At 65.0% G+C, this 23,851-nt stretch carries 22 protein-coding genes and 2 tRNA genes; 7 read left to right on the top strand and 17 right to left on the bottom strand.

The genetic code is table 11. The features are described 5' to 3' along the window. Positions 1-6: 6 nt before the first annotated feature. The 4 genes from J6500_RS07505 to dusB form a co-directional block, all read right to left on the bottom strand. Complete coding sequence (locus J6500_RS07505) at positions 7-2,394, bottom strand: sensor histidine kinase NtrY-like (RefSeq protein WP_225712039.1); 2,388 nt, start codon at positions 2,392-2,394, stop codon at positions 7-9. A 207-nt stretch (positions 2,395-2,601) separates the two neighbouring features. Next, positions 2,602-4,044 (bottom strand): nitrogen regulation protein NR(I), encoded by a 1,443-nt coding sequence (ntrC, locus tag J6500_RS07500; protein WP_225712038.1) that lies wholly within the window; start codon positions 4,042-4,044, stop codon positions 2,602-2,604. A gap of 9 nt (positions 4,045-4,053) precedes the next feature. Next, entirely contained in the window at positions 4,054-5,229 is a 1,176-nt protein-coding gene (locus tag J6500_RS07495; protein ID WP_225712037.1) for a two-component system sensor histidine kinase NtrB, read from the bottom strand. After that, positions 5,226-6,227, bottom strand: a complete 1,002-nt coding sequence (gene dusB, locus J6500_RS07490) for a tRNA dihydrouridine synthase DusB (protein WP_225712036.1) — start codon at positions 6,225-6,227, stop codon at positions 5,226-5,228. The genes J6500_RS07495 and dusB overlap by 4 nt, the downstream gene beginning before the upstream one ends. 287 nt (positions 6,228-6,514) lie before the next feature. Between dusB and J6500_RS07485 the strand changes: the two genes are divergently transcribed. Both J6500_RS07485 and J6500_RS07480 read left to right on the top strand, forming a co-directional pair. Then, positions 6,515-7,726 carry a bifunctional 2-C-methyl-D-erythritol 4-phosphate cytidylyltransferase/2-C-methyl-D-erythritol 2,4-cyclodiphosphate synthase gene (locus tag J6500_RS07485; protein WP_225712035.1) on the top strand — a complete coding sequence of 404 codons (1,212 nt, stop codon included), beginning with the start codon at positions 6,515-6,517 and terminating at the stop codon, positions 7,724-7,726. Between the two features lies 1 nt (position 7,727). Then, entirely contained in the window at positions 7,728-8,327 is a 600-nt protein-coding gene (locus J6500_RS07480; protein WP_225712034.1) for a CinA family protein, read from the top strand. Between the two features lie 7 nt (positions 8,328-8,334). Here the strand turns inward: J6500_RS07480 and J6500_RS07475 are convergent, their stop codons facing one another. Further along, positions 8,335-8,994: a dihydrofolate reductase family protein gene (locus J6500_RS07475; protein WP_225712033.1), complete on the bottom strand. Its 660-nt coding sequence runs from the start codon at positions 8,992-8,994 to the stop codon at positions 8,335-8,337. Positions 8,995-9,284: 290 nt separating this feature from the next. Here J6500_RS07475 and J6500_RS07470 point away from each other — a divergent pair, with 290 nt between their 5' ends. Continuing rightward, positions 9,285-9,674 (top strand): BA14K family protein, encoded by a 390-nt coding sequence (locus J6500_RS07470; protein WP_225712032.1) that lies wholly within the window; start codon positions 9,285-9,287, stop codon positions 9,672-9,674. A 72-nt stretch (positions 9,675-9,746) separates the two neighbouring features. Here the strand turns inward: J6500_RS07470 and J6500_RS07465 are convergent, their stop codons facing one another. After that, positions 9,747-10,211 carry a type II toxin-antitoxin system RatA family toxin gene (locus tag J6500_RS07465; protein ID WP_225712031.1) on the bottom strand — a complete coding sequence of 155 codons (465 nt, stop codon included), beginning with the start codon at positions 10,209-10,211 and terminating at the stop codon, positions 9,747-9,749. Positions 10,212-10,215: 4 nt separating this feature from the next. Further along, positions 10,216-11,175, bottom strand: coding sequence for a lipoyl synthase (gene lipA / locus J6500_RS07460; RefSeq protein WP_225712030.1), 960 nt, complete (start codon positions 11,173-11,175; stop codon positions 10,216-10,218). A gap of 224 nt (positions 11,176-11,399) precedes the next feature. Between lipA and J6500_RS07455 the strand changes: the two genes are divergently transcribed. Continuing rightward, positions 11,400-12,005 carry a DNA-3-methyladenine glycosylase gene (locus J6500_RS07455; protein WP_225712029.1) on the top strand — a complete coding sequence of 202 codons (606 nt, stop codon included), beginning with the start codon at positions 11,400-11,402 and terminating at the stop codon, positions 12,003-12,005. A gap of 18 nt (positions 12,006-12,023) precedes the next feature. On the opposite strand, the gene J6500_RS07450 is transcribed toward J6500_RS07455, so the two are convergent. The 5 genes from J6500_RS07450 to J6500_RS07430 all read right to left on the bottom strand — a co-directional run bounded on the left by J6500_RS07450 (position 12,024) and on the right by J6500_RS07430 (position 18,684). Continuing rightward, positions 12,024-14,894, bottom strand: a complete 2,871-nt coding sequence (locus tag J6500_RS07450) for a valine--tRNA ligase (protein ID WP_225712028.1) — start codon at positions 14,892-14,894, stop codon at positions 12,024-12,026. Positions 14,895-15,030: 136 nt separating this feature from the next. After that, positions 15,031-15,768, bottom strand: coding sequence for a PopZ family protein (locus J6500_RS07445; RefSeq protein WP_225712027.1), 738 nt, complete (start codon positions 15,766-15,768; stop codon positions 15,031-15,033). A 337-nt stretch (positions 15,769-16,105) separates the two neighbouring features. Beyond that, complete coding sequence (locus J6500_RS07440) at positions 16,106-17,485, bottom strand: TolC family outer membrane protein (RefSeq protein ID WP_225712026.1); 1,380 nt, start codon at positions 17,483-17,485, stop codon at positions 16,106-16,108. 214 nt (positions 17,486-17,699) lie between these two features. Then, complete coding sequence (locus J6500_RS07435; protein ID WP_225712063.1) at positions 17,700-18,365, bottom strand: protein-L-isoaspartate O-methyltransferase family protein; 666 nt, start codon at positions 18,363-18,365, stop codon at positions 17,700-17,702. Positions 18,366-18,504: 139 nt separating this feature from the next. Further along, a complete protein-coding gene (locus J6500_RS07430; RefSeq protein WP_225712025.1) occupies positions 18,505-18,684 on the bottom strand; it encodes a hypothetical protein in 180 nt (59 codons plus the stop codon). A gap of 353 nt (positions 18,685-19,037) precedes the next feature. Between J6500_RS07430 and J6500_RS07425 the strand changes: the two genes are divergently transcribed. Beyond that, positions 19,038-19,112, top strand: a tRNA-Asn gene (locus J6500_RS07425). A 94-nt stretch (positions 19,113-19,206) separates the two neighbouring features. Here the strand turns inward: J6500_RS07425 and J6500_RS07420 are convergent. Next, positions 19,207-19,698 (bottom strand): anthrone oxygenase family protein, encoded by a 492-nt coding sequence (locus tag J6500_RS07420; RefSeq protein WP_225712024.1) that lies wholly within the window; start codon positions 19,696-19,698, stop codon positions 19,207-19,209. A gap of 91 nt (positions 19,699-19,789) precedes the next feature. Between J6500_RS07420 and J6500_RS07415 the strand changes: the two genes are divergently transcribed. After that, entirely contained in the window at positions 19,790-20,455 is a 666-nt protein-coding gene (locus tag J6500_RS07415; RefSeq protein ID WP_225712023.1) for a TetR/AcrR family transcriptional regulator, read from the top strand. 291 nt (positions 20,456-20,746) lie between these two features. Then, positions 20,747-20,929 carry a hypothetical protein gene (locus tag J6500_RS07410; RefSeq protein ID WP_225712022.1) on the top strand — a complete coding sequence of 61 codons (183 nt, stop codon included), beginning with the start codon at positions 20,747-20,749 and terminating at the stop codon, positions 20,927-20,929. 43 nt (positions 20,930-20,972) lie between these two features. On the opposite strand, the gene J6500_RS07405 is transcribed toward J6500_RS07410, so the two are convergent. From J6500_RS07405 to J6500_RS07390, 4 genes are all read right to left on the bottom strand, one after another. Next, positions 20,973-21,046, bottom strand: a tRNA-Cys gene (locus tag J6500_RS07405). Between the two features lie 114 nt (positions 21,047-21,160). Further along, positions 21,161-21,781 (bottom strand): hypothetical protein, encoded by a 621-nt coding sequence (locus J6500_RS07400; protein WP_225712021.1) that lies wholly within the window; start codon positions 21,779-21,781, stop codon positions 21,161-21,163. 8 nt (positions 21,782-21,789) lie between these two features. Next, positions 21,790-22,962: an N-acyl amino acid synthase FeeM domain-containing protein gene (locus tag J6500_RS32160; RefSeq protein ID WP_376707764.1), complete on the bottom strand. Its 1,173-nt coding sequence runs from the start codon at positions 22,960-22,962 to the stop codon at positions 21,790-21,792. Positions 22,963-23,054: 92 nt separating this feature from the next. Further along, positions 23,055-23,771 (bottom strand): tRNA-uridine aminocarboxypropyltransferase, encoded by a 717-nt coding sequence (locus J6500_RS07390; RefSeq protein ID WP_225712020.1) that lies wholly within the window; start codon positions 23,769-23,771, stop codon positions 23,055-23,057. Positions 23,772-23,851: the final 80 nt, after the last annotated feature.

The raw sequence follows: 23,851 nt of genomic DNA, 5'->3' as shown, positions 1-23,851 counted from the left end.
GCCTTGTCAATTGCCCGTCGCGGCTTTGATTTTTGGTTCATTGTTGGTCGTGTCAGTGGGGGCGCCGGTCGGCTCCCCCGGCGGATTTTTTTCGGTGTCCTGACCCGCCGTTTCCGGCCTGGCGGCAGGCGGCTGCTCCGGGTTCTCGAGTCTTGCGGCCTGGCCGTCTGGCTTCGCGGCCTGGCCCGAGACGGCGAAGCGCAGCCGCATCCAGGCGCCGCGCTGGCCCTCGCGGAAATCCGATGCATCCTTCAGCTCGATGCGGCCGCCATGGTCCTCGAGCACCCGGCCGACGATCGCGAGCCCAAGCCCGGTGCCCTTGGCGCGGGTCGTGACATAGGGCTCGAGCAGCCGCGCGCGGGCGACCTTGGGCAGGCCGATGCCGTTGTCGACGACGTCGATCAGAATGTCGTCGTTCTCGCGCTGGGCAACGACGTCGATGCGGCCCTTGCCGAGCTCTTCCGGCGGCACCTGCTCGATCGCCTCGGTGGCGTTCTTGATGATGTTGGTCAGCGCCTGCGAGATCAGCCGGCGGTCGAACTGCGCGGGCAGCGGGTCCTGTTTGATGTCGGCCTCGATGTCGAGATCGGGATGCGCGACCTTCATCAGGAACACCGCCTGCTTCACCACGTCGGCGACGTCCTCGCCCTCCATCACCGGCTTCGGCATCCGCGCAAAGCGCGCGAACTCGTCGACCATCCGCCTGATGTCGTCGACCTGGCGCACGATGGTGTCGGTGCACTGCTCGAAGATCGACTTGTCCTTTTCCTCGGTGATGGTCTTGCCGAACCGCCGCTTGATGCGCTCGGCCGAGAGCTGGATCGGGGTCAGCGGATTCTTGATCTCATGGGCGATGCGGCGGGCGACGTCGCCCCACGCCGAGGTGCGCTGCGCGGATACCAGTTCGGTGATGTCGTCGAGCGTGATGATGTAGCTGTCGCGCGACTGGCTGGTCTGCTCGGCCGAGATCCGCACCGACAGATTGCGCTCGTGGCCGTCGCGGTTGATGGTGATCTGGCCTTGCACCAGGCGCTGGGTGCCTTCCCGCGCCGTCTTCATCATCTCGTCGAGCTCGGGCAGCACGTCGGACAGCGGATGATCGAGCGTCTCGGACTCGGCGTGCCCGATCAGCTTTTCGGCCGAGCGGTTGAGGATGCCGATGCTGCCGGAGGCGTCGACGCCGATGATGCCGGCGCTCGCCGAGGACAATACCGCTTCGATGAAGCGGCGGCGGCTGTCGATCAGCTCGCTGGCGTTGACGAGCTCGTTGCGCTGGGTGCGCAGTTCCTGCGTCATCTTGTTGAAGGTGTGCCCGAGCTGGGCGAGATCGCCCTCCGACTGCACCTCCGGCACCTGCACATGCAGATCGCCGGTCGAGACCTTGTTCGCCGCACTCATGATGTTGCGGATCGGCTCCACCAGCCAGTTGGCGAAATTAAGTCCGATCAGCACCGAGGCCATCAGGATGGTCAGCGCGATCACCGCGAACATCAGCGCGAACGTCACCTGGATACCGAGCCGGCGCGACTCGGTCTGGGCGTATTCGGCAACCGACGCCTGGGTCTGCTTCAACTGGCTGATGACGCGCGGATCGAGCAGGCGCGCGACATAGAGGAAGACATTGTCGAAGCCGCGCAGCCGGACCACGGCGGCGACATAGTTCTCCTCCGGGAAGACCGAGATCTCCGGCTTCTGCTCGCCGACATCGTCAAGCAGTTCCTTCGGCGGCGTCGCGAAGGATTGCGTGATGCCGGTGTCGGCGGTCTCGACCACCACGCTGTCCTTGTTGAGCAGCATCGCCCCCGGCAGGTCGCGCGCCGCGGCGCTGGCGGTGAGGTATTCCTTGAACGAGCGGCGGTCCTGGTCGTACAGCGGCCGCGCATTGGAGAGGTCGTTCGCCATGGCGAGAATGTCGCCATTGATCAATTGGGCGTGCTCATAGGTATAGGCCCGAGCGACGCTGAGCGAATTCTGGATCGCCTCGCGAGTCGGCCCCGAGAACAGCCGGTCGAGGCCGCGGTCCAGCGTCACATTGGCCACGACGGCGACCAGCACGGCGGGCAGCACGGCGATGATCGAGAACAGACTGACGATCTGGACGTGGAGTCTCGCGGCGGCCCGCCCGCGGCGCCGGGCCTGGATCACCTTCCAGACCTCGCGGGCGATGATCCCGACCAGCAGCAGGATGGTGGCCGCGTTGATCAACAGGAAGGAGTAGACGACGTGCCTGGTCGGCGCGATCGGCGTCAGGCCGCTCAGCACGACGAAGGTCAGGAAGGCCGACAGCAACGCGATGGCCGCCGCGAATGGCGCGAGCCACTTTCGCAGGGCGAAGCCGTCGGATTCGGCAGGTGACGTGTCTAACGTTGCGGCCGTGGTCTCTGCGCTGGTCATACCGGCAATTGAGGTGAATGCTTTCGCCCGCGGGAATTGCGAACTGATGCAATCATATCACAATGTTGCCGAATTGCGACATTTCCGCGGCGCCAGGATCCGATGTGGCGCCGTGTCCCCAAGACTTGTCATTCCCGGGACATCAGCGGCGATTCTGGAGCCATCGGGACGCCTTTCATCCAGGCGCGCCGGATGGACCGAGAAGAGCTAGCCCCCGCTCCGGTACACCTGGATATCGAGGTCGCGGATCTTCTTGCGCAGCGTGTTGCGGTTCAGCCCGAGCAGGTCGGCGGCGCGGATCTGGTTACCGCGGGTGGCCGCCAGCGCCGCGGTCAGCAGCGGAATCTCGATCTCCTTGAGGATGCGGTGATAGAGCCCCGGCGGCGGCACGCCGTTCGGGAAGCCGGAGAAGTGCGAGGACAGATAGGCCTCGACGGCGCCGCCGAGATTGTCGACGCCGACGCTGGCAGTGCTCCCGGAGGTGACGGCCGGCGGCGCCAGCTCGCCGTCGATGACCGAGGACGTGATGACGTCCTGCGGATAGAGCGCGGCCAGGCGGCGGGCGAGGTTTTCCAGCTCGCGGACGTTGCCCGGCCAGCGGTGCTGCTTGAGCCGCTCCAGCGCCTGGGCGTCGAGCTTCTTCGGCGGCAGCCCGTCCTTCTCGGCAAGCGAAAAGAAGTGCCTGATCAGGTCAGGCAAATCCTCGATGCGCTCGCGCAGCGGCGGCAGCCGCAGCGGCACCACGTTGAGGCGGAAGAACAGGTCTTCACGGAACAGCCCCTGCTGGATCAGGATGCGCAGATCCTTGTTGGAGGCGGCGACGATGCGCACGTCGGTCTTGATCGGAGTGCGGCCGCCGACGGTGGTGTATTCGCCCTGCTGTAGCACCCGCAACAGACGGGTCTGCGCCTCCATCGGCATGTCGCCGATCTCGTCGAGGAACAGCGTGCCGCCCTCGGCCTGCTCGAAACGGCCGGAGGCGCGGGTGTTGGCGCCGGTGAACGCGCCGCGCTCATGGCCGAACAGCTCCGACTCGATGAGGTCGCGCGGGATCGCCGCCATGTTGACCGCAACGAACGGGCCGTTGCGGCGCCGTCCGTAATCGTGCAGCGCGCGGGCCACCAGTTCCTTGCCGGTGCCCGACTCGCCCGAGATCATCACGGTGAGGTCGGTCTGCATCAGCCGCGCCAGCACGCGGTAGATTTCCTGCATCGCCGGCGAGCGGCCGACCAGCGGGATCGAGTCGAACTCGCCGTCATCGTCGGCGCTCGACACCCGCTCCTTCGGCTCGGCCAGCGCGCGGCCGACGATGGTGATCAGCTCCTTCAGGTCGAACGGCTTCGGCAGATATTCATAGGCGCCGCGCTCGGAGGCGCGGATCGCGGTCATGAAGGTGTTCTGCGCGCTCATCACGATGACCGGCAGGTTCGGCCGCATCTTCTTGATCCGCGGCAGCAGGTCGAACGCGTTCTCGTCGGGCATCACCACGTCGGTGATGACGAGGTCGCCCTCGCCCTGGCTGACCCAGCGCCACAGCGTGGCGGCATTGCCGGTGAGGCGCACCTCGTAGCCGGCGCGCGACAGCGCCTGGTTCAGGACGGTCCGGATGGCGGTGTCGTCGTCGGCGACAAGTATGCTACCTGCAGGCATCGTTTATCCTCATCGTGCATCCTGAGAGGCAGGCGACGGCGTACCCGGAACGCCATCGCGGTTGCTTTGGTCGTGTTGCTTGGCGGCGCTGTAGACAGGCATCAGCACGCGGAATGTGGTCTTGCGCGGCTGCGACTCGCATTCGATGATGCCGCCGTGATCGCCGACGATCTTGGCGACCAGCGCAAGGCCGAGCCCGCTGCCGGTCTGCTTGGTGGTGACGAACGGATCGAACAGGTTCGGCAGCAAATCTTCCGGCACGCCCGAGCCGTTGTCCTTGACGCAGAACTCCAGCGGCAGCGAGACGCGCGATTTCTTGCCCGGCACCGACAGCCGCACCCCCGGTCGGAACGCCGTGGTGAGCTGGATCTCCGCATCGGTGCCGAGATCGGCGACCGCCTCGGCCGCGTTCTTCACCAGATTGAGGAACACCTGGATCAACTGGTCCTGATTGGCCAGCACCGGCGGCAGCGACGGATCGTAATCCTCGGTGAAGCGGACGTTGCGGGCAAAGCCGGACTGCGCCAGCCGTTTCACATGGTCGAGCACGGAATGGATGTTGACGGGACCGCGCGCCACCGGCCGCTCGTCGCCGAACACCTCCATGCGGTCGACCAGCGTCACGATGCGGTCCGCCTCGTCGCAGATCAGCCGGGTCAGCAGCCGGTCCTCCGAGGACGCCTGCTGCTCCAAGAGCTGCGCGGCGCCGCGGATGCCCGACAGCGGATTCTTGATCTCATGCGCCAGCATCGCGGCCAGCGCGATCACCGAGCGCGCGGCACTGCGATGCGTGAGCTGGCGGTCCATCTTGTCGGCGATGGTGCGCTCCTGCAGCATCACCACGATGTGGCCCGGCCGCTCGGTCAGCGGCGCGACGTGGAGGTCGACCTGGCGGTCGCCGCCGATCCTGGGCGTGCCGAGATCGACCTTGTATTCGTTGACCGGCGAGCCTGAGGCCCGGACCTGCTCGATCAGCGCCAGCAGCGGGCTGCCGAACGGCACCAGCTCCTTCAAGGATTGCCGGCGCAGGAATTGCGTCGAAATCTCGAAGAAGGATTCGGCTGCGATATTGGCGTCGACGATCCGCCCGTCCGGCGCGATCAACAACACCGGGTTCGGCAAGGCATTGAGAATCGCCTCGCCATCGGTCGGCACGGGGCGGCGCTGTTCCATGGCTGACGTCATGCGGCAGCACTCCAGGCAAAATCGTCGTAGGCCGCTTCGAGCGCGCGATGCACGCTGGACGGCTCGTCCGCGGTCAGGATCGCCTGCCGCCAGGTCTTCAGCATCGCGGCCGGCGCGCAGCTGTAGGCGGCAGCCGCCTCCAGCGCCCAGCCGAGATGCTTGCGCGCATGCTTCAGCCCGATCCGCAGGCCGTAATGGCTGCAGATCCCGTCATAGAGTGCGCGGATATAATTGAGCTGTTCGGCGAGCGGCGGCGCGGCCTCGGCGACACCGGTCTCGAGCCGGCGGCCAAGCTGGCCCGGCAGCCAGGGCTGGCCCTGCGCGCCGCGGCCGATCATCACGGCATCGGCGCCCGACTGCTCGAGCGCGGTGACCGCCTTGTCGAATGACGTGATGTCGCCATTGACGACGACCGGCACCGTGACGGCGTCCTTGACCGGGCGCACGGCACTCCAGTCCGCCTCCCCCTTGTAGAACTGGCAGCGGGTGCGGCCGTGCACGGTGATCATCTGCACCCCGGCGCCCTCGGCGCGGCGCGCCAGCTCCGGCGCGTTGAGCGAGCGGTCGTCCCAGCCGAGCCGCATCTTCAGCGTCACCGGCACCTTGACCGCCGCCATCGTCGCCTCGATCAAGCTGAGCGCGTGATCGAGATCGCGCATCAGGGCCGAGCCGGACTGGCCGCCGGTCACGTGGCGCGCCGGGCAGCCCATGTTGATATCGATGACGTCGGCACCCGCCCCCTCGGCGATCCGAGCGCCCTCCGCCATCCAGTGCGCCTTGCAGCCGGCAAGCTGCACCACATGCGGCCCGATCCCGGCCGCCTCGCAGCGCAGCTTCGACATCGGCTTGCCGTTCACCAGATCGTCGCTGGCGGTCATCTCCGAGACCACCAGACCCGCGCCGAGTTTGGCCGCGAGTCGCCGGAAGGGCGCGTCGGTGATGCCGGACATCGGCGCGAGGAGAACCCGGTTGGCGACAGCAATATCGCCTATCTTCAATGGGTTACGAGAAACTCTTTGCACGCCGGTCACAGCCGTCTCGTCACTCTGTCGACCACGCCATTGCAGCCGATATTTCCATTCTCAGCGCACAATCATTGTGCAGTCAAGCGCCATGCCTACAGTTTAGACAATCCTATCATCGATGCAAGTGCACTGCAACATAATCTGCTTTTCCCACAGCCATCTGCAAACGCGCTGTTCTTGCGCGGCGGGCATGGTAAGGGCTGTGCGCGGCCTGACGTCGCCCCTCACTTCATCCCCGATTCGTCTGTCACTGGTTCAAAATGCCGAAGCCCGAGCGTACCGCAGCCATTCTCGTTGCAGCCGGCCGTGGCCTGCGCGCCGGCGCGGGCGGGCCGAAACAATACCGGACAATCGGCGGACAGACCGTGATCTTCCGTGCCATGGAAGCGTTCGCCTCGCATCCTGATGTCTTCGCGGTGCAGCCGGTGGTCAATCCCGACGACATCGCGCTGTTTCGCGAAGCCGTCGCCGGGCTGCGCCATCAGCCGCCGACGCCGGGCGGCGCGACCCGTCAGGCTTCGGTGCATGCCGGGCTTGAGGCACTCGCCGCCGAGAAGCCGGATATCGTGCTGATCCACGACGCCGCGCGCCCCTTCGTCACCGCAGCCGTGATCTCGCGCGCGATCGCCGCCGCCGGCCGCACCGGCGCCGCGATCCCGGTCGTCCCCGTCACCGACACGATCAAGCTCACCGGCGCTGGCGGCGATGTGGAAGCGACGCCGGAGCGCGCGCGGCTGCGCATCGCGCAGACGCCACAGGCCTTTCGTTTCGATGTGATATTGGAGGCGCATCGCCGCGCGGCACGCGAGGGGCGCTCCGATTTCACCGACGATGCGGCGCTGGCGGAATGGGCGGGATTGACGGTTGCGACATTTGAAGGTGATCCTGCCAACATGAAACTCACCACTCCCGAAGATTTTGTGCGCGAGGAAGCGCGGCTGGCGAGCCAGCTCGGCGATGTCAGAACCGGCACCGGCTACGACGTGCACGCCTTCGGCGACGGCGATCATGTGATGATCTGCGGCGTGCGCGTGCCGCACAGCAAGGGTTTTCTGGCGCATTCGGACGGCGATGTCGGGCTGCACGCGCTGGTCGATGCGATCCTCGGCGCGCTGGCCGACGGCGATATCGGCTCGCACTTCCCGCCGAGCGACGCCAAATGGAAGGGCGCCTCCTCCGACCAGTTCCTGAAATACGCCGTCGAGCGCGTCTCCGCGCGCGGCGGGCGGATCGCCAATCTCGAAGTGACGCTTATCTGCGAGCGGCCGAAGATCGGCCCGTTGCGCGACACCATGCGGGCCAAGATCGCCGAGATTTCCGGCGTCCACGTCTCGCGGGTCGCGGTGAAGGCGACCACCAGCGAGCGGCTCGGCTTCACCGGCCGCGAGGAAGGCATCGCGGCGACCGCGAGCGCGACGATCCGTCTCCCTTGGAACGATCAAGGTTGGGACGACAAGAGCCGGAGTGCCTGACATGGGCGGCAGCGACGCTCGTGCCCTCTCCCGCTCGCTGCTCGACCTGTGCCGGATGCGCAAGCTGACCATCGCGACCGCCGAATCCTGCACCGGCGGCCTGGTCGCCGGCGCGCTCACCGACATCCCCGGCTCGTCCGACGTAATCGACCGCGGCTTCGTCACCTATTCCAACGAGGCCAAGCGGGTGATGCTCGGCGTCAAGGCGGCAACGCTGGAAACCTTCGGCGCCGTCAGCAAGGAAACCGCGACCGCGATGGCGATCGGCGCGCTGGAGAAGGCCGGCGTCGACCTTGCGGTCTCCATCACCGGGATCGCCGGGCCCGGCGGCGCGACGCCGGGCAAGCCCGTGGGCCTCGTGCATTTCGCGGTCGCCGCGCGCGACGGCCGCATCCTGCATCGCGAGCAGCGCTTCGGCGCGATCGGCCGCAGCGCGGTGCGCCAGCGCTCGGTGGTCGAGGCGCTGCGCATGTTGATGGAGCTGGCGCGCCCGCCGCAAGCTACCAAGCCGCGCCGCGAGGCCGTCAGCCGGCTGCGGCCGCGCGTCGCTCGGTCGCCGCGCAGCCACGCCGCAAAGCGCCGTCGGCTGCCGCGCGGCTGAACCCTGCTCAGGTCAGGTTCTTGCGGCGTTCGAGCTCCGCTGCGGTCGGCGTCTCGAATTCGAACGAGCCGGTCTTCACCTCGCCGTCGCGAATATATTTGGCGTAGATGATGCCGGACGGCAGCACCTGCGACGACATCAGCTTCAGATTTCCCGGCTGGCCGCTGTCGCCGAACAGGCGCTTGCCCTTGCCGAGGATCAGCGGCGCGATGAACACATTGACCTCGTCGACCAGACCCGCGGCGAACAGCGTCTTGAGGAAATCGCTCGAGCCTTGCGTCAGCAGATCCGGGCCGTCAGACTGCTTCAGCTTGCGCAGCGCGGCGACAACGTCGGCCCCCAGCGTCTCGCTGTTTTGCCAGCTCAGCGTGCGGCCGGCATCGCGGGTCGCGACGTATTTGGTGATGCGGTTGAACAGCGGGCCGATCGGATCATCCTTGCCGACATAGGGCCAATGGGCGGCGAAAATGTCGTAGGTCTTGCGGCCGAGCAGCAGGTCGAATGGATTGGCCAGCATCTGGCCGATCACCGCGCCGGTCGCTTCATCGACCAGCGGCGCGAACCAGCCGCCGAAACGGAAGCCGCCGATCGGATCTTCCTCCGGGCCGCCGGGCGATTGCATGACGCCGTCAAGGCTGATGAAGGCGCCGACAACGATCTTTCTCACGTCCTACTCCTTGCACGATGTTGATCAGATGGCCGAAGGACGAACTGAACCGGCTGAAGCAGACAGGGTCAGGAAGTTTATTTGCGCGATTGCGACGGCCCTGCCGTCACACGCAAATGCCGCCTGACGCGTATCGATGGATGCGCGGTGTGAGTCGCGGGCGGCCGTCACTAACCATCCTCGTCAATGCGACTTAGTGCTGCTATCTCAGGTGGAACACGGCCCCGGCTTCGCCGTTATCTTCTGTTCCAGCTCGGCTGTTTCAGCAGCAATCCCACAACAAGGAGAAAATGATGAAGTTGGGAACTTTTGTCGTGGCCAGCATCACCGCCGGTGCCATGACACTATCGACTATTGTCCCCTCGCCCGCAGCACCGCTCGCTCCGGCGCCCTTGCAGGATCAGCCTAGCTCCGTTCAGCAGGTGCAGTACCGGCACTATCATGGCGGCCCGCGCTACGGCTACCGCGGCGGCTATTATGGTCACCGGCATCATGGTGGTGGCGGCAACGCCGGCGCGATCATCGGCGGCCTTGCGGCCGGTGCGATCATCGGCGGTGCGATCGCCGCGAGCCAGGCCAAGGCCAACAACGACGCCTATTGCTCCCAGCGCTTCCGCTCCTATGATCCAGCGTCCGGCACTTATATCGCATCCGGCGGCGTGCGCCGCCCCTGCCCGTAAGGGCAGCTTCAAGGGCATCGCCTGCAACGTGTCGCGGCGATGCCCCTCTTTCCGCAATGACCGTGAGAGATATTATGAAGCGGCTGGCTTGCCGTAGATCTGGTCAGCGCGCTTCTCGAATGCCGCGGCAAAGCGCGAGAACGCGGCGTCGAACATCGAGCCCATCAACATCGCCAGCATTCGGCTCTTGAACTCGTAGCTCAGGAAGAAGCCGACGTCGCACTCGGCGTCCGACTTCGGCTCGAAGGTCCAGCGATTCTCCAGATTGCTGAAGGGGCCGCGCAGATATTCAACCAGGATCATCAGATTGGGCCGGTCGAGCGTCACCTTGCTGGTGAAGGATTCGCGCACCAGCTTGAACGACACCGTCATGTCGGCCACCACGATCTCGGTGCCGTCGTCCTTCGGCGTGCGCTGGCGGATCTTCAGCGACTGGCACAGCGGCACGAATTCCGGATAGCGCTCGACGTCGGCGACCAGATCGAACATCTGTGCGGCAGCGTGGCGAACCCGCCGCTTGCTTTGAAAACGCGGCATCAGATCAGCGGCCGCGGGCGGTGCGGGCCGCCTGCAGCTTGGCAAAATCCTCGCCGGCGTGATGCGAGGACCGGGTCAGCGGGCTTGCCGACACCATCAGAAAACCCTTGGTATAGGCCACCCGCTCATAGCCGGCGAACTCGTCCGGCGTCACGTAGCGCATCACGGCGTGATGCTTGCGCGTCGGCTGCAGGTATTGGCCGATGGTGAGGAAGTCGACATCGGCCGAGCGCAGATCGTCCATCACCTGCAGCACCTCGTGGCGCTCCTCGCCGAGGCCGACCATGATGCCGGACTTGGTGAAGATGGTTGGATCCATCTCCTTGACCCGTTGCAGCAGCCGGATCGAGTGGAAGTAGCGCGCGCCGGGACGGACCGTCAGATAACGCGACGGCACGGTCTCCAGATTGTGGTTGAACACGTCGGGCTTGGCGGCGACCACGCGCTCCAGCGCGCCGTCCTTGCGCAGGAAGTCCGGCGTCAGGATCTCGATCGTGGTGGTCGGGCAGCGCGCGCGGATGGCGCGGATGGTTTGTGCAAAATGCTCGGCGCCGCCGTCAGTGAGATCGTCACGGTCGACCGAGGTCACCACCACATGGGCCAGGCCGAGCTTGGCGGTCGCCTCGGCGACGTATTCGGGCTCATGGGCTTCGAGCGCCGTGGGCATGCCGGTCTTGACGTTGCAGAACGCGCAGGCCCGCGTGCAGGTGTCCCCCATGATCATGAAGGTGGCGTGCTTCTTGTCCCAGCACTCGCCGATATTGGGACAGCCGGCCTCCTCGCACACCGTGACGAGGCCGTTCTCCTTGACGATGCGGCGCGTATCGGCATAGCCGCGCGTGTTCGGCGCGCGGACCCGGATCCAGTCCGGCTTCGGCGGCGACACGGCGTCCGGCCGGTTCACCTTTTCGGGGTGCCGCGGGCGCAACGGGGTCGTGGAGATGGTATCGACGATGGTGACCATAGGTGCCTGCAAGTGGCGGGAGCATGATCCGGAAAGACGGAGACCGGTTTTCCGGACAGATCATGTTCCGACGATGAGCTTAGCTAATCCGTGTTGACGGGGCCTGCAACCCGGCCCCGCGCGACCCTAAAGCGCGATGAGACACTTTTCCGGATCATGCTGTAGCAGCTGAGCCGATATATTGGCAGTCTTGCGGCCTGTTCCGCCCCGATTCCCACCTCAAAATGGCTCAAAAACCCAAATCGACCGCAGCGGCCACGCCGCACCTCGGCAAAGCGCTGAAACGCTCCTTCTTCGACCGCAGCGTGCACGAGGTCGCGCCCGACCTGATCGGGGCCACCTTCCTGGTCGGCGGCGTCGGCGGCATCATCGTCGAGGTCGAGGCCTATCATCACACCGATCCGGCGGCGCATTCGTTCCGGGGACCCACCCCGCGCAACCAGGTGATGTTCGGCCCGCCCGGCTTCTCCTACGTCTACCGCTCCTACGGCATCCACTGGTGCGTGAACTTCGTCTGCGAGGCCGCCGGCTCCGCCAGCGCCGTGCTGATCCGCGCGCTCGAGCCGACCCATGGCCTCGCCGCGATGCGCAAGCGGCGCGGGCTGGAGGACGCGCGGGCGCTGTGCTCCGGGCCCGGCAAGCTCTGCGAGGCGCTCGGCATCAGCATCGCCCACAGTGAATTACCGCTCGACCGCGCTCCGATCGCGCTTCATGCCCGCACTGAAAAGCCTGAGATCGCCACCGGCGTGCGGATCGGCATCACCAAGGCCGTCGAGCTGCCCTGGCGCTACGGGCTGCAAGGCTCGAAATTCCTCAGCAAACCGTTTTGAACGCAGCGGCGTCGCTCGCTACGACGCCTGCTTCAGCCGTTCGATCGCTTCTGATATCTTGGCGCGGCGCTCGAGCGCGGCCTCGCGCTTTTCCTTCTCTTCCTCGACCAGCTCTTCCGGCGCATTGGCGACGAACTTCTCGTTGGACAGCTTGGCGTCGACCCGCTTGATGTCGGCGTCGGCCTTGCCGAGCTCCTTCTCAAGCCTCCCCCGCTCGGCGGCCAGATCGACCACGCCCTTGAGCGGTAGCGCGACGACCTCGCCGCGGACGAGAAGCTGCACGGCGCCTTGCGGCGCCGTGTCCGCGAACGAAATGTCCGACAGCCGCGCCAGGCGCTTGGCGACCTCGCTCCAGTGCTGCGCGCGTGCCTTGGTTTCGGGCGAAGCTGCGACCATCACGAGTGGCGTCAGCGTCGACGGCGGGATGTTCATTTCCGCCTTGACCGAACGCACCGTGCTCAAGAGATCGACCAGCCAGCCGATCTCGGCCTCGGCCGCGGGGTCACTGAACTCGGCCGTCTCGGATGCAATGATCATCCCGGCTGGAATGATCTCGCCGCTCGGGCCTGACATCGCCATTTCGGCAAGCTGCTCGGCGGTCACGCCGGTCGCCCTGCGCGGCCACGGCGCGAGCGCCAGCAGGCCATCGCGCTTCGCCGTCACCGCCCACAGCTCTTCGGTGACGAAGGGCATGAAGGGATGCAGCAGCTTGAGGATCTCGTCGCGCACGTAGGCGAGCATGGCGCGGGTTTCGGTCTTCGCCGGTCCGTCCTCGCCCATCAGAAGCGGTTTGGTCAATTCGATGTACCAGTCGCAATAGACGTTCCAGATGAAGCGGTAGACCGCATTCGCCGCGTCATTGAAACGATAGGCCTCGATCGCCTCGGTGACCTCGCGTGCCGCGCGCGCCGTCTCGTGCATGATCCAGCGATTCACCGACTGCTCCGCCTTCGCGGGCTCGAAACCCTCGGGCAGCGCCGCGCCGTTCATCTCGGCGAAGCGGCAGGCGTTCCACAGCTTGGTCGCGAGGCTGCGATAGCCGTCGACCCGGCTCTCGGCCAGCTTGATGTCGCGGCCTTGAGCGGCCATCGCCGACAGCGTGAAGCGCAGCGCGTCGGCGCCGTATTTGTCGATCAGATGCAGCGGGTCGATGACGTTGCCCTTCGACTTCGACATCTTGGCGCCCTTCTCGTCGCGGACGAGAGCGTGGATGTAGACCGTCGAGAACGGCGCCTCCTTCATGAAATGCAGGCCCATCATCATCATGCGGGCGACCCAGAAGAAGATGATGTCGAAGCCGGTGACCAGCGTGTTGGTCGGGTAGTAGCGCGCGACCTCGGGCGTGTCGTCCGGCCAACCCAGCGTCGAGAACGGCCACAGCGCCGAGGAGAACCAGGTGTCGAGCACGTCCTCGTCGCGCGTGATGAAGCCCTCGCGCTTCGCCGGGTCGGCGGCCATCTCGTGGCCCTGCTCCGGCGTGATGACCTCCTGCTCGACGTAATAACCGAGCGCGTTGCCGACCGCCTCTTCCTCGGTCTCGGCGACGAACACCTTGCCGTCCGGCCCGTACCAGGCGGGAATCTGGTGGCCCCACCACAGCTGGCGCGAGATGCACCAGGGCTGGATGTTCTCCATCCATTCGAAATAGGTCTTTTCCCAGTTCTTCGGCACGAACGTCGTCTCGCCCGAACGCACCGCCGCCATCGCCGGCTGCGCCAGCGCGTGCGCGTCGACGTACCATTGGTCGGTCAGATACGGCTCGATCACGACGCCGGAGCGGTCGCCATGCGGCACCATGTGGGTGTTCGGCTCGATGCGTTCGAGGAATCCGAACTCCTCCAGCCGCGCCACGATCTTCTTGCGCGCGGCGAAACGCTCGATCTTGTCGAACTCCGCGGCGAACTCGGTCGAACCTTCCGGCAAGCCGCGCAGATAGTCCTCGTTGTCGGTGAGGCTGAGGCAGCCTTCCTGATCGAGCACGCTGATCTGCGGCAGGCCGTGGCGCTTGCCGATCTCGAAATCGTTGAAGTCGTGCGCCGGCGTCACCTTGACCGCGCCAGAGCCCTTCTCCGGATCGGAATAGTCGTCGGCGACGATCGGGATCTTGCGGCCGACCAGCGGCAGGATCACGTGCTGGCCGACCAGCTTGGTGTAGCGTTCATCGTCCGGATGCACCGCGACTGCGGTGTCGCCGAGCATGGTCTCGGGACGCGTCGTCGCGACCACGATGAACGATGTCGGGTCCTCGGGGCTGAAGTCGCGGCCCTCGATCGGATAGCGCAGATACCAGAGATGGCCCTTGACCTCGACCTGCTGCACTTCGAGATCGGAGATCGCGGTGAGCAGCTTCGGGTCCCAGTTGACGAGGCGCTTGTCCTTGTAGATCAGCCCTTCGCGGTGCAGCTCGACGAACACCTTGACGACGGCGCGCGACAGGCCCTCGTCCATCGTGAAGCGCTCGCGCGACCAGTCGCAGGACGCGCCGAGGCGCTTCAGCTGGTTGACGATGGTGCCGCCGCTCTCGGCCTTCCACTGCCAGACCCGCTCGAGGAACTTGGCCCGGCCGATATCGCGCCGGCCCGGCTCCTGGCGTTCCATCAGCTGGCGCTCGACCACCATCTGAGTGGCGATGCCGGCATGGTCGGTGCCGGGCTGCCACAGCACGTCGCGGCCGCGCATCCGCTCGAAGCGGCACAGGATGTCCTGCAGCGTGTTGTTGAGGGCATGGCCCATATGCAGCGAGCCGGTGACGTTCGGCGGCGGGATCACGATGGTGAAAGGCGCAGCGTCCTTGCGTTCCGGCCGTCCGGCCTTGAACGCACCGCTGTCCTCCCAAATCTGGGACATCCGGCGCTCGATATCCGCGGGCTGGTAATTCTTCTCGATCATGACACTGCAATATGGGGATGTGGAAACGGCTAGAAAGCCGCATGGACGCACCGAGTCAACCGGACCGGCACGCGGAAGCCGCAATTAGGGCATTTTGGGGTGGCCGAATCAGGGCCGATGGCGCTCCGCCGGAGAATCAGCGTCCGCGCGATACCCGCTCGATCTCGGCCTTGACGATCCGCTCGACCAGCCCCGGCAGGTTGTCGTCCAGCCAGTTCTTCAGCATCGGCCGCAGCATCTCCTTGACCAGGTCCTCCAGCGTGCGCGCATTGTTGCTGAGCACCGTGTTGGCCAGCGAGTTGAAGGCGGACTCCACCGCCCGCATCGTGGTTCCCGAGATGATCGGCTGGATCGCGGCCGTGTCGATCGGCGGCGGCTCGCGGACCTCGTCCTGGGCCGGCGCCCGCGCTCGCCCGGACGGATCGGTGAATTCGACGTCGTCCTGCGGCTCGACCTTGCGGAAGGAAGGAGCTGCGGGCGCGGCGGCCGCCGGCTGCGGCAGCGCCATGTCGTCGGTGAGTTCGAACACATCGCCGTCGGGCTGCGGCGGCCTGACCTCGGACGGCTGCGTCGCCTCGTCGAGACTGGCGAGCAGCGAGTCGATGTCGTCCTGGCTATTGCCTGCCGCGGCGGCCGGCGCTGGCTTGGATGCGGGCGCGACCTTCGCGGCCGGCGGCGGCGATGCTGGCGGCGGGCTCTTCATGGCGGCGGGCTTCGGTTGCACTGGCGGTTCGACCTTGGGCGGCGGCGCAGCTGCTGCGGCCGCCGGTTTCTCTGCAGCGGCCGGCTTCGCCTCATCGTCCGCAATGATGCGACGGATCGACGCCAGGATCTCCTCCATCGAGGGTTCTTGGACCTTTGCAGGTTGCGTCATCGCCGACTCCACATCGAAACCATTTTACATCAAGCCCGAGAGGATTCGCCGGTTCCGATGATGCGGGCTGGGATTTTCGCTGCTCCCGCCCGACTTGTCCCCAGATCAAGCCCCGCCAGAGGCTCTGCGTCAGCCTCATGTCCTCCAGGCAGCCCTGGCTCGCGCCTCCGGCACCGCACCACGCGCGTGATGGCGTTGGCGTTGCCGCGAATCGCCGTCCTGCCCGACAAAACGGTATGTCAGGGCATTAACCGATTGCAAGCAAACGCACCTGCTTGTGGTCCTGATTGAACTCAGAACCACAAGCTAGACGCGACAAGCGACGTTGATGTGGCGATTACTTGCCGTCGGGCGTGCGAACGCCGGCCCAGCTGTCGCGAACCTGCTGATAGTGCACGCTCGCATCGTAGGTCGTGGTGGGCAGACCAAGCACGACCGGCGACAGCCGGCCGACCGCGTTGAGCACGTTGTAAGACGCGACGACGCGGTCATGCTGCGCGGTGACCAGCGAGTTGCGCGCATTGACGAGCGCCTGCTGCGCGTTCAGCACGTCGAGCGTGGTGCGCTGGCCGGCCTTGGCTTCTTCACGCACGCCGTTGAGCGCGATCTCGGACGCCTGCACCTGCGCCTGTGCCGAAGCCACCTGCGCCTTGCCGGCGACCAGCTGGCCCCATGCGGTGACGACGTTGGCGCGCGCCTGATCCCGGGTCTGCTCCAGCACCAGCCGTTGCTGCGTCAGCGATTCCTTGGACTGCCGGATCAATGAGTATTCCGAGCCGCCCTGGTAGATCGGCACCGACAGCTGAACCGCAGCCCCCGCGGTGAAGGTGCGGGAGATTGTCAGGGACTGTTCGTAGGCCTGGCTTACCGACGTCTGCAGGTTGACTGACGGGAACAGCGCGCCTTCGTTGATCTTGACCTGCAGGAAGTTCACGTCGACGCCGAACATCGCAGAGGTAACGTTCGGATTTTGAGTCAGGCTGAGCTCGACGGCGGACGCCAGCGTCGCCGGCAAGAACCGGTCGACCGGCGAGCCGGGTGCAAGATTCTGCGGCTCGCTGCCGATGATGCGGCGGAAGTTCGAGCGCGTCGTCGTCAGGTTCGATTCCGCCGTCAGCTGCTGCGTGCGGCCGGCTGCGAGCTGCGCCTCGGACTGCGCGACGTCGGTTCGCGTCACCTCGCCGACATTGAAGCGGTCCTGGGTCTGTTTCAGCGTCTGCTCGAGCACGCGGGTGTTGCTGCGTTGAACCTCGACGATCGCCGAGTCGCGCAGATAGTCCATATAGACGGTGGCCGCGTTCAACAGCACGGTCTGCTCGAGCACGCGCAAGCCTTCGCGCGCCGACGACACCTGGCTTTCGGCCGCACGCACGCGCTGCGGCGTCTGAGCGTTGAACAGGGATTGGTTGACGGTAAGGCCGACGCTGCGCGGCGCTTGGTTGCCATGGATCGGATTGCTGCCCACCAAGGCGGTGTCGCTGTACTGATAGCCGCCGCTTGCCGTCAATGCGGCCTTCGGGCGGTAACCCGAGAGCGCTTGAGGAACGTTTTCGTCGATTGACCGCACCTGCGCGCGTTGCGCGTTGAGCTGGGGGTTGTTCTGGTAGGCCCGCACCAGCGCGGCCTCGATTGTATCGGCGAGCGCAGGCACCGGGCCCAAAATCGCCAATAGAAGGACCGCAGTCGCAGTCGCGGTGGTAACCTTCACCCCACGCATCCCCAGAAATCCATTCATTTGTAGTCGCCCAATCCGCGAACGCAGACCGGGCGTCGCCTAAGACCGAAGTGAGTCCCGCCTCACCTTAGTCCGCAGCTAGGGTCAACGGAACTACCCCGCAACGGAGCGCAGTGGAAACTCTTCACGTGGGGCAAACGGGCCACACTTCTGATTCAGAACGGGATTTTATTAGCTAGCGCAGCGCAATAGGCGGTCAGAAGACGAAGGCAGGAAGCCGTTCGAGCCCGGGCAGGACGGGCGCCGAGGCGTCGAACAGCTCGCGGTGCCCAAAGTCGGCGTGCGAATGGGTCACCAAGGTGGCCCGCGGCGGCGCCCTCAGGGCGAACACCCCGACCAGCCGCCCGCCCTCCTTGAGCTGACCATAGAGCCCGGTCGGGAGGATCTCGGTGGCGCCGTTGAGGATGATGACATCGAACGGCGCTGCCGCGGAATCGCCATCGGCGGCAGCCGCGGTCTTCACGGTCACATTGTGGAGGCCGAGCTGGGTCAGGGCGGCGCCCGCCTTGGCGGCCAGCGCCGGATCGCTTTCGGTCGCGCTTACCTCCCCAGCAAACGCCGCCACCACCGCGGCGGCATATCCGGTGGCAACGCCCACCACCAGGACACGGTCGGTGCGCTTGATCTCGGCCGCTTGGAGCATCCTGGCGAGCAGCGCCGGCTTGATCAGGTACCGCTTGGCGGTGCCGCCGCCGGCGACGTCCAGATCGAGATCCAGATAGGCCAGCGCCTGCTTGTCGGCCGGCACGAACAGCTCGCGGGGCACGGTCAGCATGGCTTCGAGGATTCGGTCGTCGGTGACGTCGCTCGGACGCACCTGACCATCGACCATATACTGGCGCGCGGTCGAAAATCCGGACATTGGCTGAGAACCCTGCAAGTCGCGCGGCATTGCCGCTGGAGGAGCTAGAACAGGGCCATCTTTTGGAACATGCTCCGCCAAAACGCAACACGCCGTTGGCGCGCGCATTCAGGTCGCAGGGCGGCGACTCGGAGGCCGTTTATTCAATGGTGACGGCAAGCCGGCCGATCAGGCGGGCCACCTCGTCGAGATGCCCGGAATCCTGGTCCTCGACAGCCTTCGCCAGCCGGCGCAGGCACTCATCGTCACTGATCTCGGGTGCATCTGATGGGACCAGGGTCGGCTGCGGTGTCGACAGGTCGAACAGGATCACAGACATGGACAATCACCTCTCGGGACCCGGCGTGAGGGACGATCGTCAGCTATTGAGTCGATTTGACGGCTAATCCGGCCTGCCGGCGGCCAGCCACGGGCTCGTGATCGGCGGCAATCGATGTCGAACGGAGAATCGAGGGGCGGGAAATGCCGCGCCATTCCGCCTCCACGGGTTCTTACGGAGCCGATGACGGTGCCGGCGGGATGGGCAAATATTGCGATCGGAAGCAGGCAAGTCCTGATGTAACAGGGGCTTTACCGTCCCTGTTAAAGTTTCGCGGGAGGTGTCATTTGGTTCTTTGCAAGGCCGGAAGGCTTTGTTATACGCTGCCCGCTCGCGAACGGAAGTTCGCCTATTCCTCGGTAGCTCAGCGGTAGAGCATTCGACTGTTAATCGAATGGTCGCTGGTTCGAATCCAGCCCGGGGAGCCAGTTCCTGGCCCCATCAACACATCCCCATCTCCTCAGCGCGCTTCAGCTTGTTTGCGCATGACCTTCCCGGAAATCCGCTGCGCACTTTTCCGGATCATGCGCTGCGCGCAGCGATCGCGACGATGAACAGGACGACCGACCCCGTACAGGCGATCGTCCGTACGTGGTTCCAGAAGGTCCAGTCGACGAGATAGCTCGCCCAGACCGGCGCCGCCGCGCTGCTCGCCGGATCGACTGCGGCGAGCTGATTGTTGAGCGGCACGTTGAACACCACGGTCACGACGAACATCCCGACGACATAGAGAACGCCGCCGCTGATCGCAGCGATCGCGCCCGGCTCCTGCCACCGCAGGCTCGCGAGCGCCGCCAGCGCCGCGCAGGCCAGCGTCGTGGCGAAGAACAGCGGCATGAACAGCGAGCGGACGATGTCGACATTGATCGCGTTCATCGCCGAGATCCCGGCGGCCTGCCCGATCCGGCCGAGCGAGGTCATGATGAAGGTCGAGAATGCGAAATAGAGCCCGCCGAGCAGGCCACAGCCGACAGCGGCAAACCACAGCAGGGCGGAGATCAGAAGCTGGCGCATCGTCGCCTCCAAATGCGAGAGTTGCTCGTATTTCTAAAATGCGATAATCTCTCGTATTAGAGACGTCAAGTCCGGACCGAACGGAGACCACATGGCGAGACGAAAGGCCGCGCCGGCCGCAGGCGCGGCACTCCCGAACGCATCGCCCGAAGTGGGGCTCGCGCGGCTCGCTCCGGTGCAGCAGCGCAGCCGCGAGCGCTTCGAGCGCATCCTCGCCTGCGCCGCCGAGATCATTGCCGAGAAGGGCAGCGAGGCGTTCCGCATGAGCGATATCGTCGCGCGCAGCGGCATCGCCTTCGGCTCGCTCTATCAATACTTTCCGGACAAGGCGGCGATCGTCGGCACGCTGGCCGAACGTTACAACGCGGTCGGGCGCAGCTGCGTCGCGCGCGATCTCGCCGCGGTGAAGACGATGCGCGATCTGCACCCTGCCCTGTGCCGGATCGTCGACAGCTACTACCGGATGTTCATGCGCGAGCCCGCGATGCGCGACATCTGGCAGGCGACCCAGGCCGACCGCGCGCTGCAGCAGCTCGATGCCGAGGACACGGCCTTCCTCGCCGGCCTGCTCGCGGATGCCGTCCGGCGGGTTGCGCCCGACATGCCGGAGGCCGCGCTCGCAACACTCTCCGCGCTGACCATGACGCTGACGGCGGCCGCCGTTCGCCACGCGATCACGCTTCCGGCGAAACCGGCGCGGCGCATGCTCGACCAATTCAAGGCCATGCTGCCGCACGACCTCGCGCGGCTGGCCTGATGGCGATAAACGCGGACGATCGCGCCGCGCCGGCCGCGTTGTCACGTCTCCCTAAAATTCCTGCGATATTTGACGGCTAGAAATAGCTCCGGGAATTGTACGCAGGTTTTTCGGACCTGTGATCTGTTTCACACTTGGTGCGGCCGGGCCGACCTAGGTTCCGCAGCAAGCATAAGCCAGTTGTTAACCAAGCCGGGCGCCATCGTTCTTTTCATAAAATTCGAACGATTCGCTCAATCCGGCCCGAAGACCGTTTTGCGACCATGGCGCTCCCGAACCTCGGAGAGCGCAATGAGCGAAGTCGAATTTGAACTGCTGCTGGACGCCGTGCGAACGGCGGTCGCGCCCATTGCTCAGGAGGATTTCTTGGCCCAGCCGTCACCCCGTATCCAGCCGCCGCCGCGTGCCGCCAACGACAATGAGCGACGTTGGCCCCTGGTTCCATGGCCCGAAGGTTGGTCGGCCGTCTCTTGAAGACGGCCCTCAGATTCTGAGCACAAGCTATTGAAAGGATGAATGGAGGCCACGACCAGAATTGAACTGGTGTACACGGTTTTGCAGACCGTTGCGTAACCACTCCGCCACGTGGCCCCTTGGGGGCACTCATATACGGGCTCGCCAGGATAGGCAACCAACTCGCCCGATCAAACGCACCGCGACTGGCTGAATCGCGCGGTCCCGGAGCACCGTTGAGCCCTCCTGGAGCTAGTCCTGGGGATCGTGGTACAGGCCGATCGGCACATGCCTGACCCGATATTCGAGCCCTGATCGCCGGTGGATATGTCGCGAATTCAGAATCAGCGGATTCTTGTCGCACACCGCGACCAGTCCCTCCCCCTCGGATGCGACGAGATGATTGCGCCACCTGTCCATCGTCCTGCTGATGTCAGGTCCCTTATGGTAGATGATCAGCGCACCATCATTCTGGCCAGGCATGCCAGGCGAATATCGCGTGAGCAGTTGGAGAAGTCCCTTCGTCAACCACTCGTAGGTCGAGTGAACCTTGGCCTCTGCGAGCCAGAGGAAACCATCGATGCCCTTGATCACGATATCGCAATGACCGTTGTAATCGGTGTCGTGTGTCGCATCGAAACCGAGCGCGACCAGCAGTCCAATGATATCGTTCGTCAACGCGTCTTCACCACGATTGGCGCGGTCACGTGCGGTCCTCACGCATTCGAGGACGATCCAATCGATCGCACTGTTGACAGCATTGACCCGCTCGGCATGTGAAGCCGAAAATATATAGTTGAGCTGAATAAGTCCGGGCGACGACCGGCCAAATATCATTCGCAGTTCCCGCAACGAGAACCGATCTTCGGACACCGATATTGTCATATGAGGGGAACCGACGAGGGCATGGATTCACGGAACGATCGGGCGCCGGCAGGCGGATGCAGGGCTTCCCGCAGTAACGACGATGGCTCGAAATAGAGACTTACCCGATCCTCGAAATCATCGATTGGCATCCCGGTCTGCGGATGGAAAAAACGCTGCGAGCGCCAAGCCGCTGAAAGGCGACCTAGTGTAACCGGAAACTCCACCCCATTGTGGTCGAGGAAACTGCCCTTGGGCACAAGGAGAGCCTCTGTCGACGTTGTCACTATCTGCAAGGTCGTCATGATCGTCAGAGCGCGCAGAAGTTCTTCATCGACCTGGGCCTTGCCTACAACACGGCTCAACACCCGAAAGTTCAGCGTGCCCCGTTCGGTGCCATCCGAGGTCGCGAGATGGTCAAGGATCTTCAAGCAGAGAGGCAACGCGGGATCGTCGCGAAGCCGACCACTTAACGCATCCTCGAAATCAGACAGTGTGTGTTGCGAAGCTGGTGACCGCGAGGCCGCTCGTTCGAAGCACATTCGTCGCTCGAAGGCCGTCGAGCGCATGACGGGATAGCGGGCAAATACCCTCTCGCGGCTAGCGCGAACGTCCATCGCCATCAACGCGACCGGTTTGCGAAAACCTGGAAACAGGCGTGGCTCGGCAATGGTCTCGTGGGTGAAGACACGGCGATAGAACGCCTGATGTTCGGGACGGACAATAGCGAGCGCTGTATCAGCTTCGAAATATTCACAAGCCATATAGCACAATCTCAGCGTCAAGTAAGGAAGCTCAAATGTTCGGCGGGCGCGGACGGGGTCCGCAACGAAGCGTCCCGGGTCAATTATCACCTCGCCTCGATCGAGCCGTGGTTGCAATATGTCGGCGAACGCATCCGCTGCGCCCGACCGGCGCCAACTCGGCTTCAAGACGCTGATGCGTACCGAACTGCATAGTTCGTCATGAATGTAGACGCCGAATATCCAGGAATTCGGCAGTTCGTCATATTGATCGACAACGCGTTGCTCGTGTGACTCTTGGATTGCGCCTTCACGAAGATATGCTTTGTACCGCAGCCTGTAGATTTCTTCTCTTTGGTCCGGCGTCACCGCAAGCCGATAGTCGACGTGCTCGAACAGACTCGAGTTCCTGATCGGCACCGAGACGATCTTCGCTGCACTTTCCATTGGGTGATTTTCTCGACGAATGCAGGTTCCACCCAAAGTAGCGTTGTCGCTGCCGATTTGCCATCGAAATCCCGAAACGTACTTTCGACAACCTAGCTCCGGCGGCGCCGGCGATAATCCCGCTTCTTCGGCTTCGGCGCCAATTCCGGCATGTTTGCCTGAACCTCGCGGAATCTCGCCAGCATCCGGTCGAAACTGTCGATCAGGGCCGCCGCGATCTCCGGTCGCTTCTGCAAGCCGGCGAGCAGCATCGCCGCGGCTTCGAGGGTCGACAGGCCGTCTCGGCGCGGCTCGCGGCGGAGCTGGCCGTAGCGCGAGGGCTGCTTCGGGCCGAGGATCACGCGCTGGCATTTCAGCATCCACGGATTGCGCCACCACAACGCCTTGGCCTGACTCCAGGTGCCGTCGAGCAGCACGATGCCCTCAATGCGGCCGAGAATGCTGCGCTGGTCCGGCTCCAGCTCGCCATTGCGGTTGATGGCGACGATCTCGGCGTCGGTGTCGAGCTCCTCGGCCTTGGCCGAGCCGAGATAGAGCACGGCCCAGCGCGACGGGTCGGCCACCGGCCGACCGAGCGCCTTGGCAAGGCTCGGCCAGGACAGGCCGATCCGGACCACGGCATGCTCGAAATGCCGCGCCGTCAGCCGCGCGGTGCCGAGCGCCTTGTCCTGCTCCTGCGGATGCACCAGGATCAAGAGTTGGACTCGGCTTTCGATCGGCGTGACACTGTCGCAGATGCAGAGCGGCAGCGGCTTGCCGCAATGCGGGCAGTCCGCCACGACATCGGGAGCTTCGGCAGGATTCGACATCCAACGGCTATACGCCGTTAAGGGGCGAGCCAGCAACATCAGCGGAGGCCCCGCTCCGGCCGATATGTTGCGCCGGACCC

The sequence above is a fragment of the Bradyrhizobium semiaridum genome, assembly GCF_020329505.1.
GTDB lineage: Bacteria > Pseudomonadota > Alphaproteobacteria > Rhizobiales > Xanthobacteraceae > Bradyrhizobium > Bradyrhizobium semiaridum.
The sequence above is the reverse complement of the archived record's forward strand: the minus strand, read 5'-3'. Positions and strand labels throughout refer to the sequence as shown.

What these genes read in the sequence shown, in the direction of transcription:
- J6500_RS07505 (WP_225712039.1), bottom strand. Translation starts at nt 2,394, where the DNA reads ATGACCAGCGCAGAGACCACGGCCGCAACGTTAGACACGTCACCTGCC.
- ntrC (WP_225712038.1), bottom strand. Translation starts at nt 4,044, where the DNA reads ATGCCTGCAGGTAGCATACTTGTCGCCGACGACGACACCGCCATCCGG.
- J6500_RS07495 (WP_225712037.1), bottom strand. Translation starts at nt 5,229, where the DNA reads ATGACGTCAGCCATGGAACAGCGCCGCCCCGTGCCGACCGATGGCGAG.
- J6500_RS07485 (WP_225712035.1), top strand. Translation starts at nt 6,515, where the DNA reads ATGCCGAAGCCCGAGCGTACCGCAGCCATTCTCGTTGCAGCCGGCCGT.
- J6500_RS07480 (WP_225712034.1), top strand. Translation starts at nt 7,728, where the DNA reads ATGGGCGGCAGCGACGCTCGTGCCCTCTCCCGCTCGCTGCTCGACCTG.
- J6500_RS07470 (WP_225712032.1), top strand. Translation starts at nt 9,285, where the DNA reads ATGATGAAGTTGGGAACTTTTGTCGTGGCCAGCATCACCGCCGGTGCC.
- J6500_RS07465 (WP_225712031.1), bottom strand. Translation starts at nt 10,211, where the DNA reads ATGCCGCGTTTTCAAAGCAAGCGGCGGGTTCGCCACGCTGCCGCACAG.
- lipA (WP_225712030.1), bottom strand. Translation starts at nt 11,175, where the DNA reads ATGGTCACCATCGTCGATACCATCTCCACGACCCCGTTGCGCCCGCGG.
- J6500_RS07455 (WP_225712029.1), top strand. Translation starts at nt 11,400, where the DNA reads ATGGCTCAAAAACCCAAATCGACCGCAGCGGCCACGCCGCACCTCGGC.
- J6500_RS07450 (WP_225712028.1), bottom strand. Translation starts at nt 14,894, where the DNA reads ATGATCGAGAAGAATTACCAGCCCGCGGATATCGAGCGCCGGATGTCC.
- J6500_RS07445 (WP_225712027.1), bottom strand. Translation starts at nt 15,768, where the DNA reads ATGACGCAACCTGCAAAGGTCCAAGAACCCTCGATGGAGGAGATCCTG.
- J6500_RS07440 (WP_225712026.1), bottom strand. Translation starts at nt 17,485, where the DNA reads ATGCGTGGGGTGAAGGTTACCACCGCGACTGCGACTGCGGTCCTTCTA.
- J6500_RS07435 (WP_225712063.1), bottom strand. Translation starts at nt 18,365, where the DNA reads ATGTCCGGATTTTCGACCGCGCGCCAGTATATGGTCGATGGTCAGGTG.
- J6500_RS07430 (WP_225712025.1), bottom strand. Translation starts at nt 18,684, where the DNA reads ATGTCTGTGATCCTGTTCGACCTGTCGACACCGCAGCCGACCCTGGTC.
- J6500_RS07420 (WP_225712024.1), bottom strand. Translation starts at nt 19,698, where the DNA reads ATGCGCCAGCTTCTGATCTCCGCCCTGCTGTGGTTTGCCGCTGTCGGC.
- J6500_RS07415 (WP_225712023.1), top strand. Translation starts at nt 19,790, where the DNA reads ATGGCGAGACGAAAGGCCGCGCCGGCCGCAGGCGCGGCACTCCCGAAC.
- J6500_RS07410 (WP_225712022.1), top strand. Translation starts at nt 20,747, where the DNA reads ATGAGCGAAGTCGAATTTGAACTGCTGCTGGACGCCGTGCGAACGGCG.
- J6500_RS32160 (WP_376707764.1), bottom strand. Translation starts at nt 22,962, where the DNA reads ATGGAAAGTGCAGCGAAGATCGTCTCGGTGCCGATCAGGAACTCGAGT.
- J6500_RS07390 (WP_225712020.1), bottom strand. Translation starts at nt 23,771, where the DNA reads ATGTCGAATCCTGCCGAAGCTCCCGATGTCGTGGCGGACTGCCCGCAT.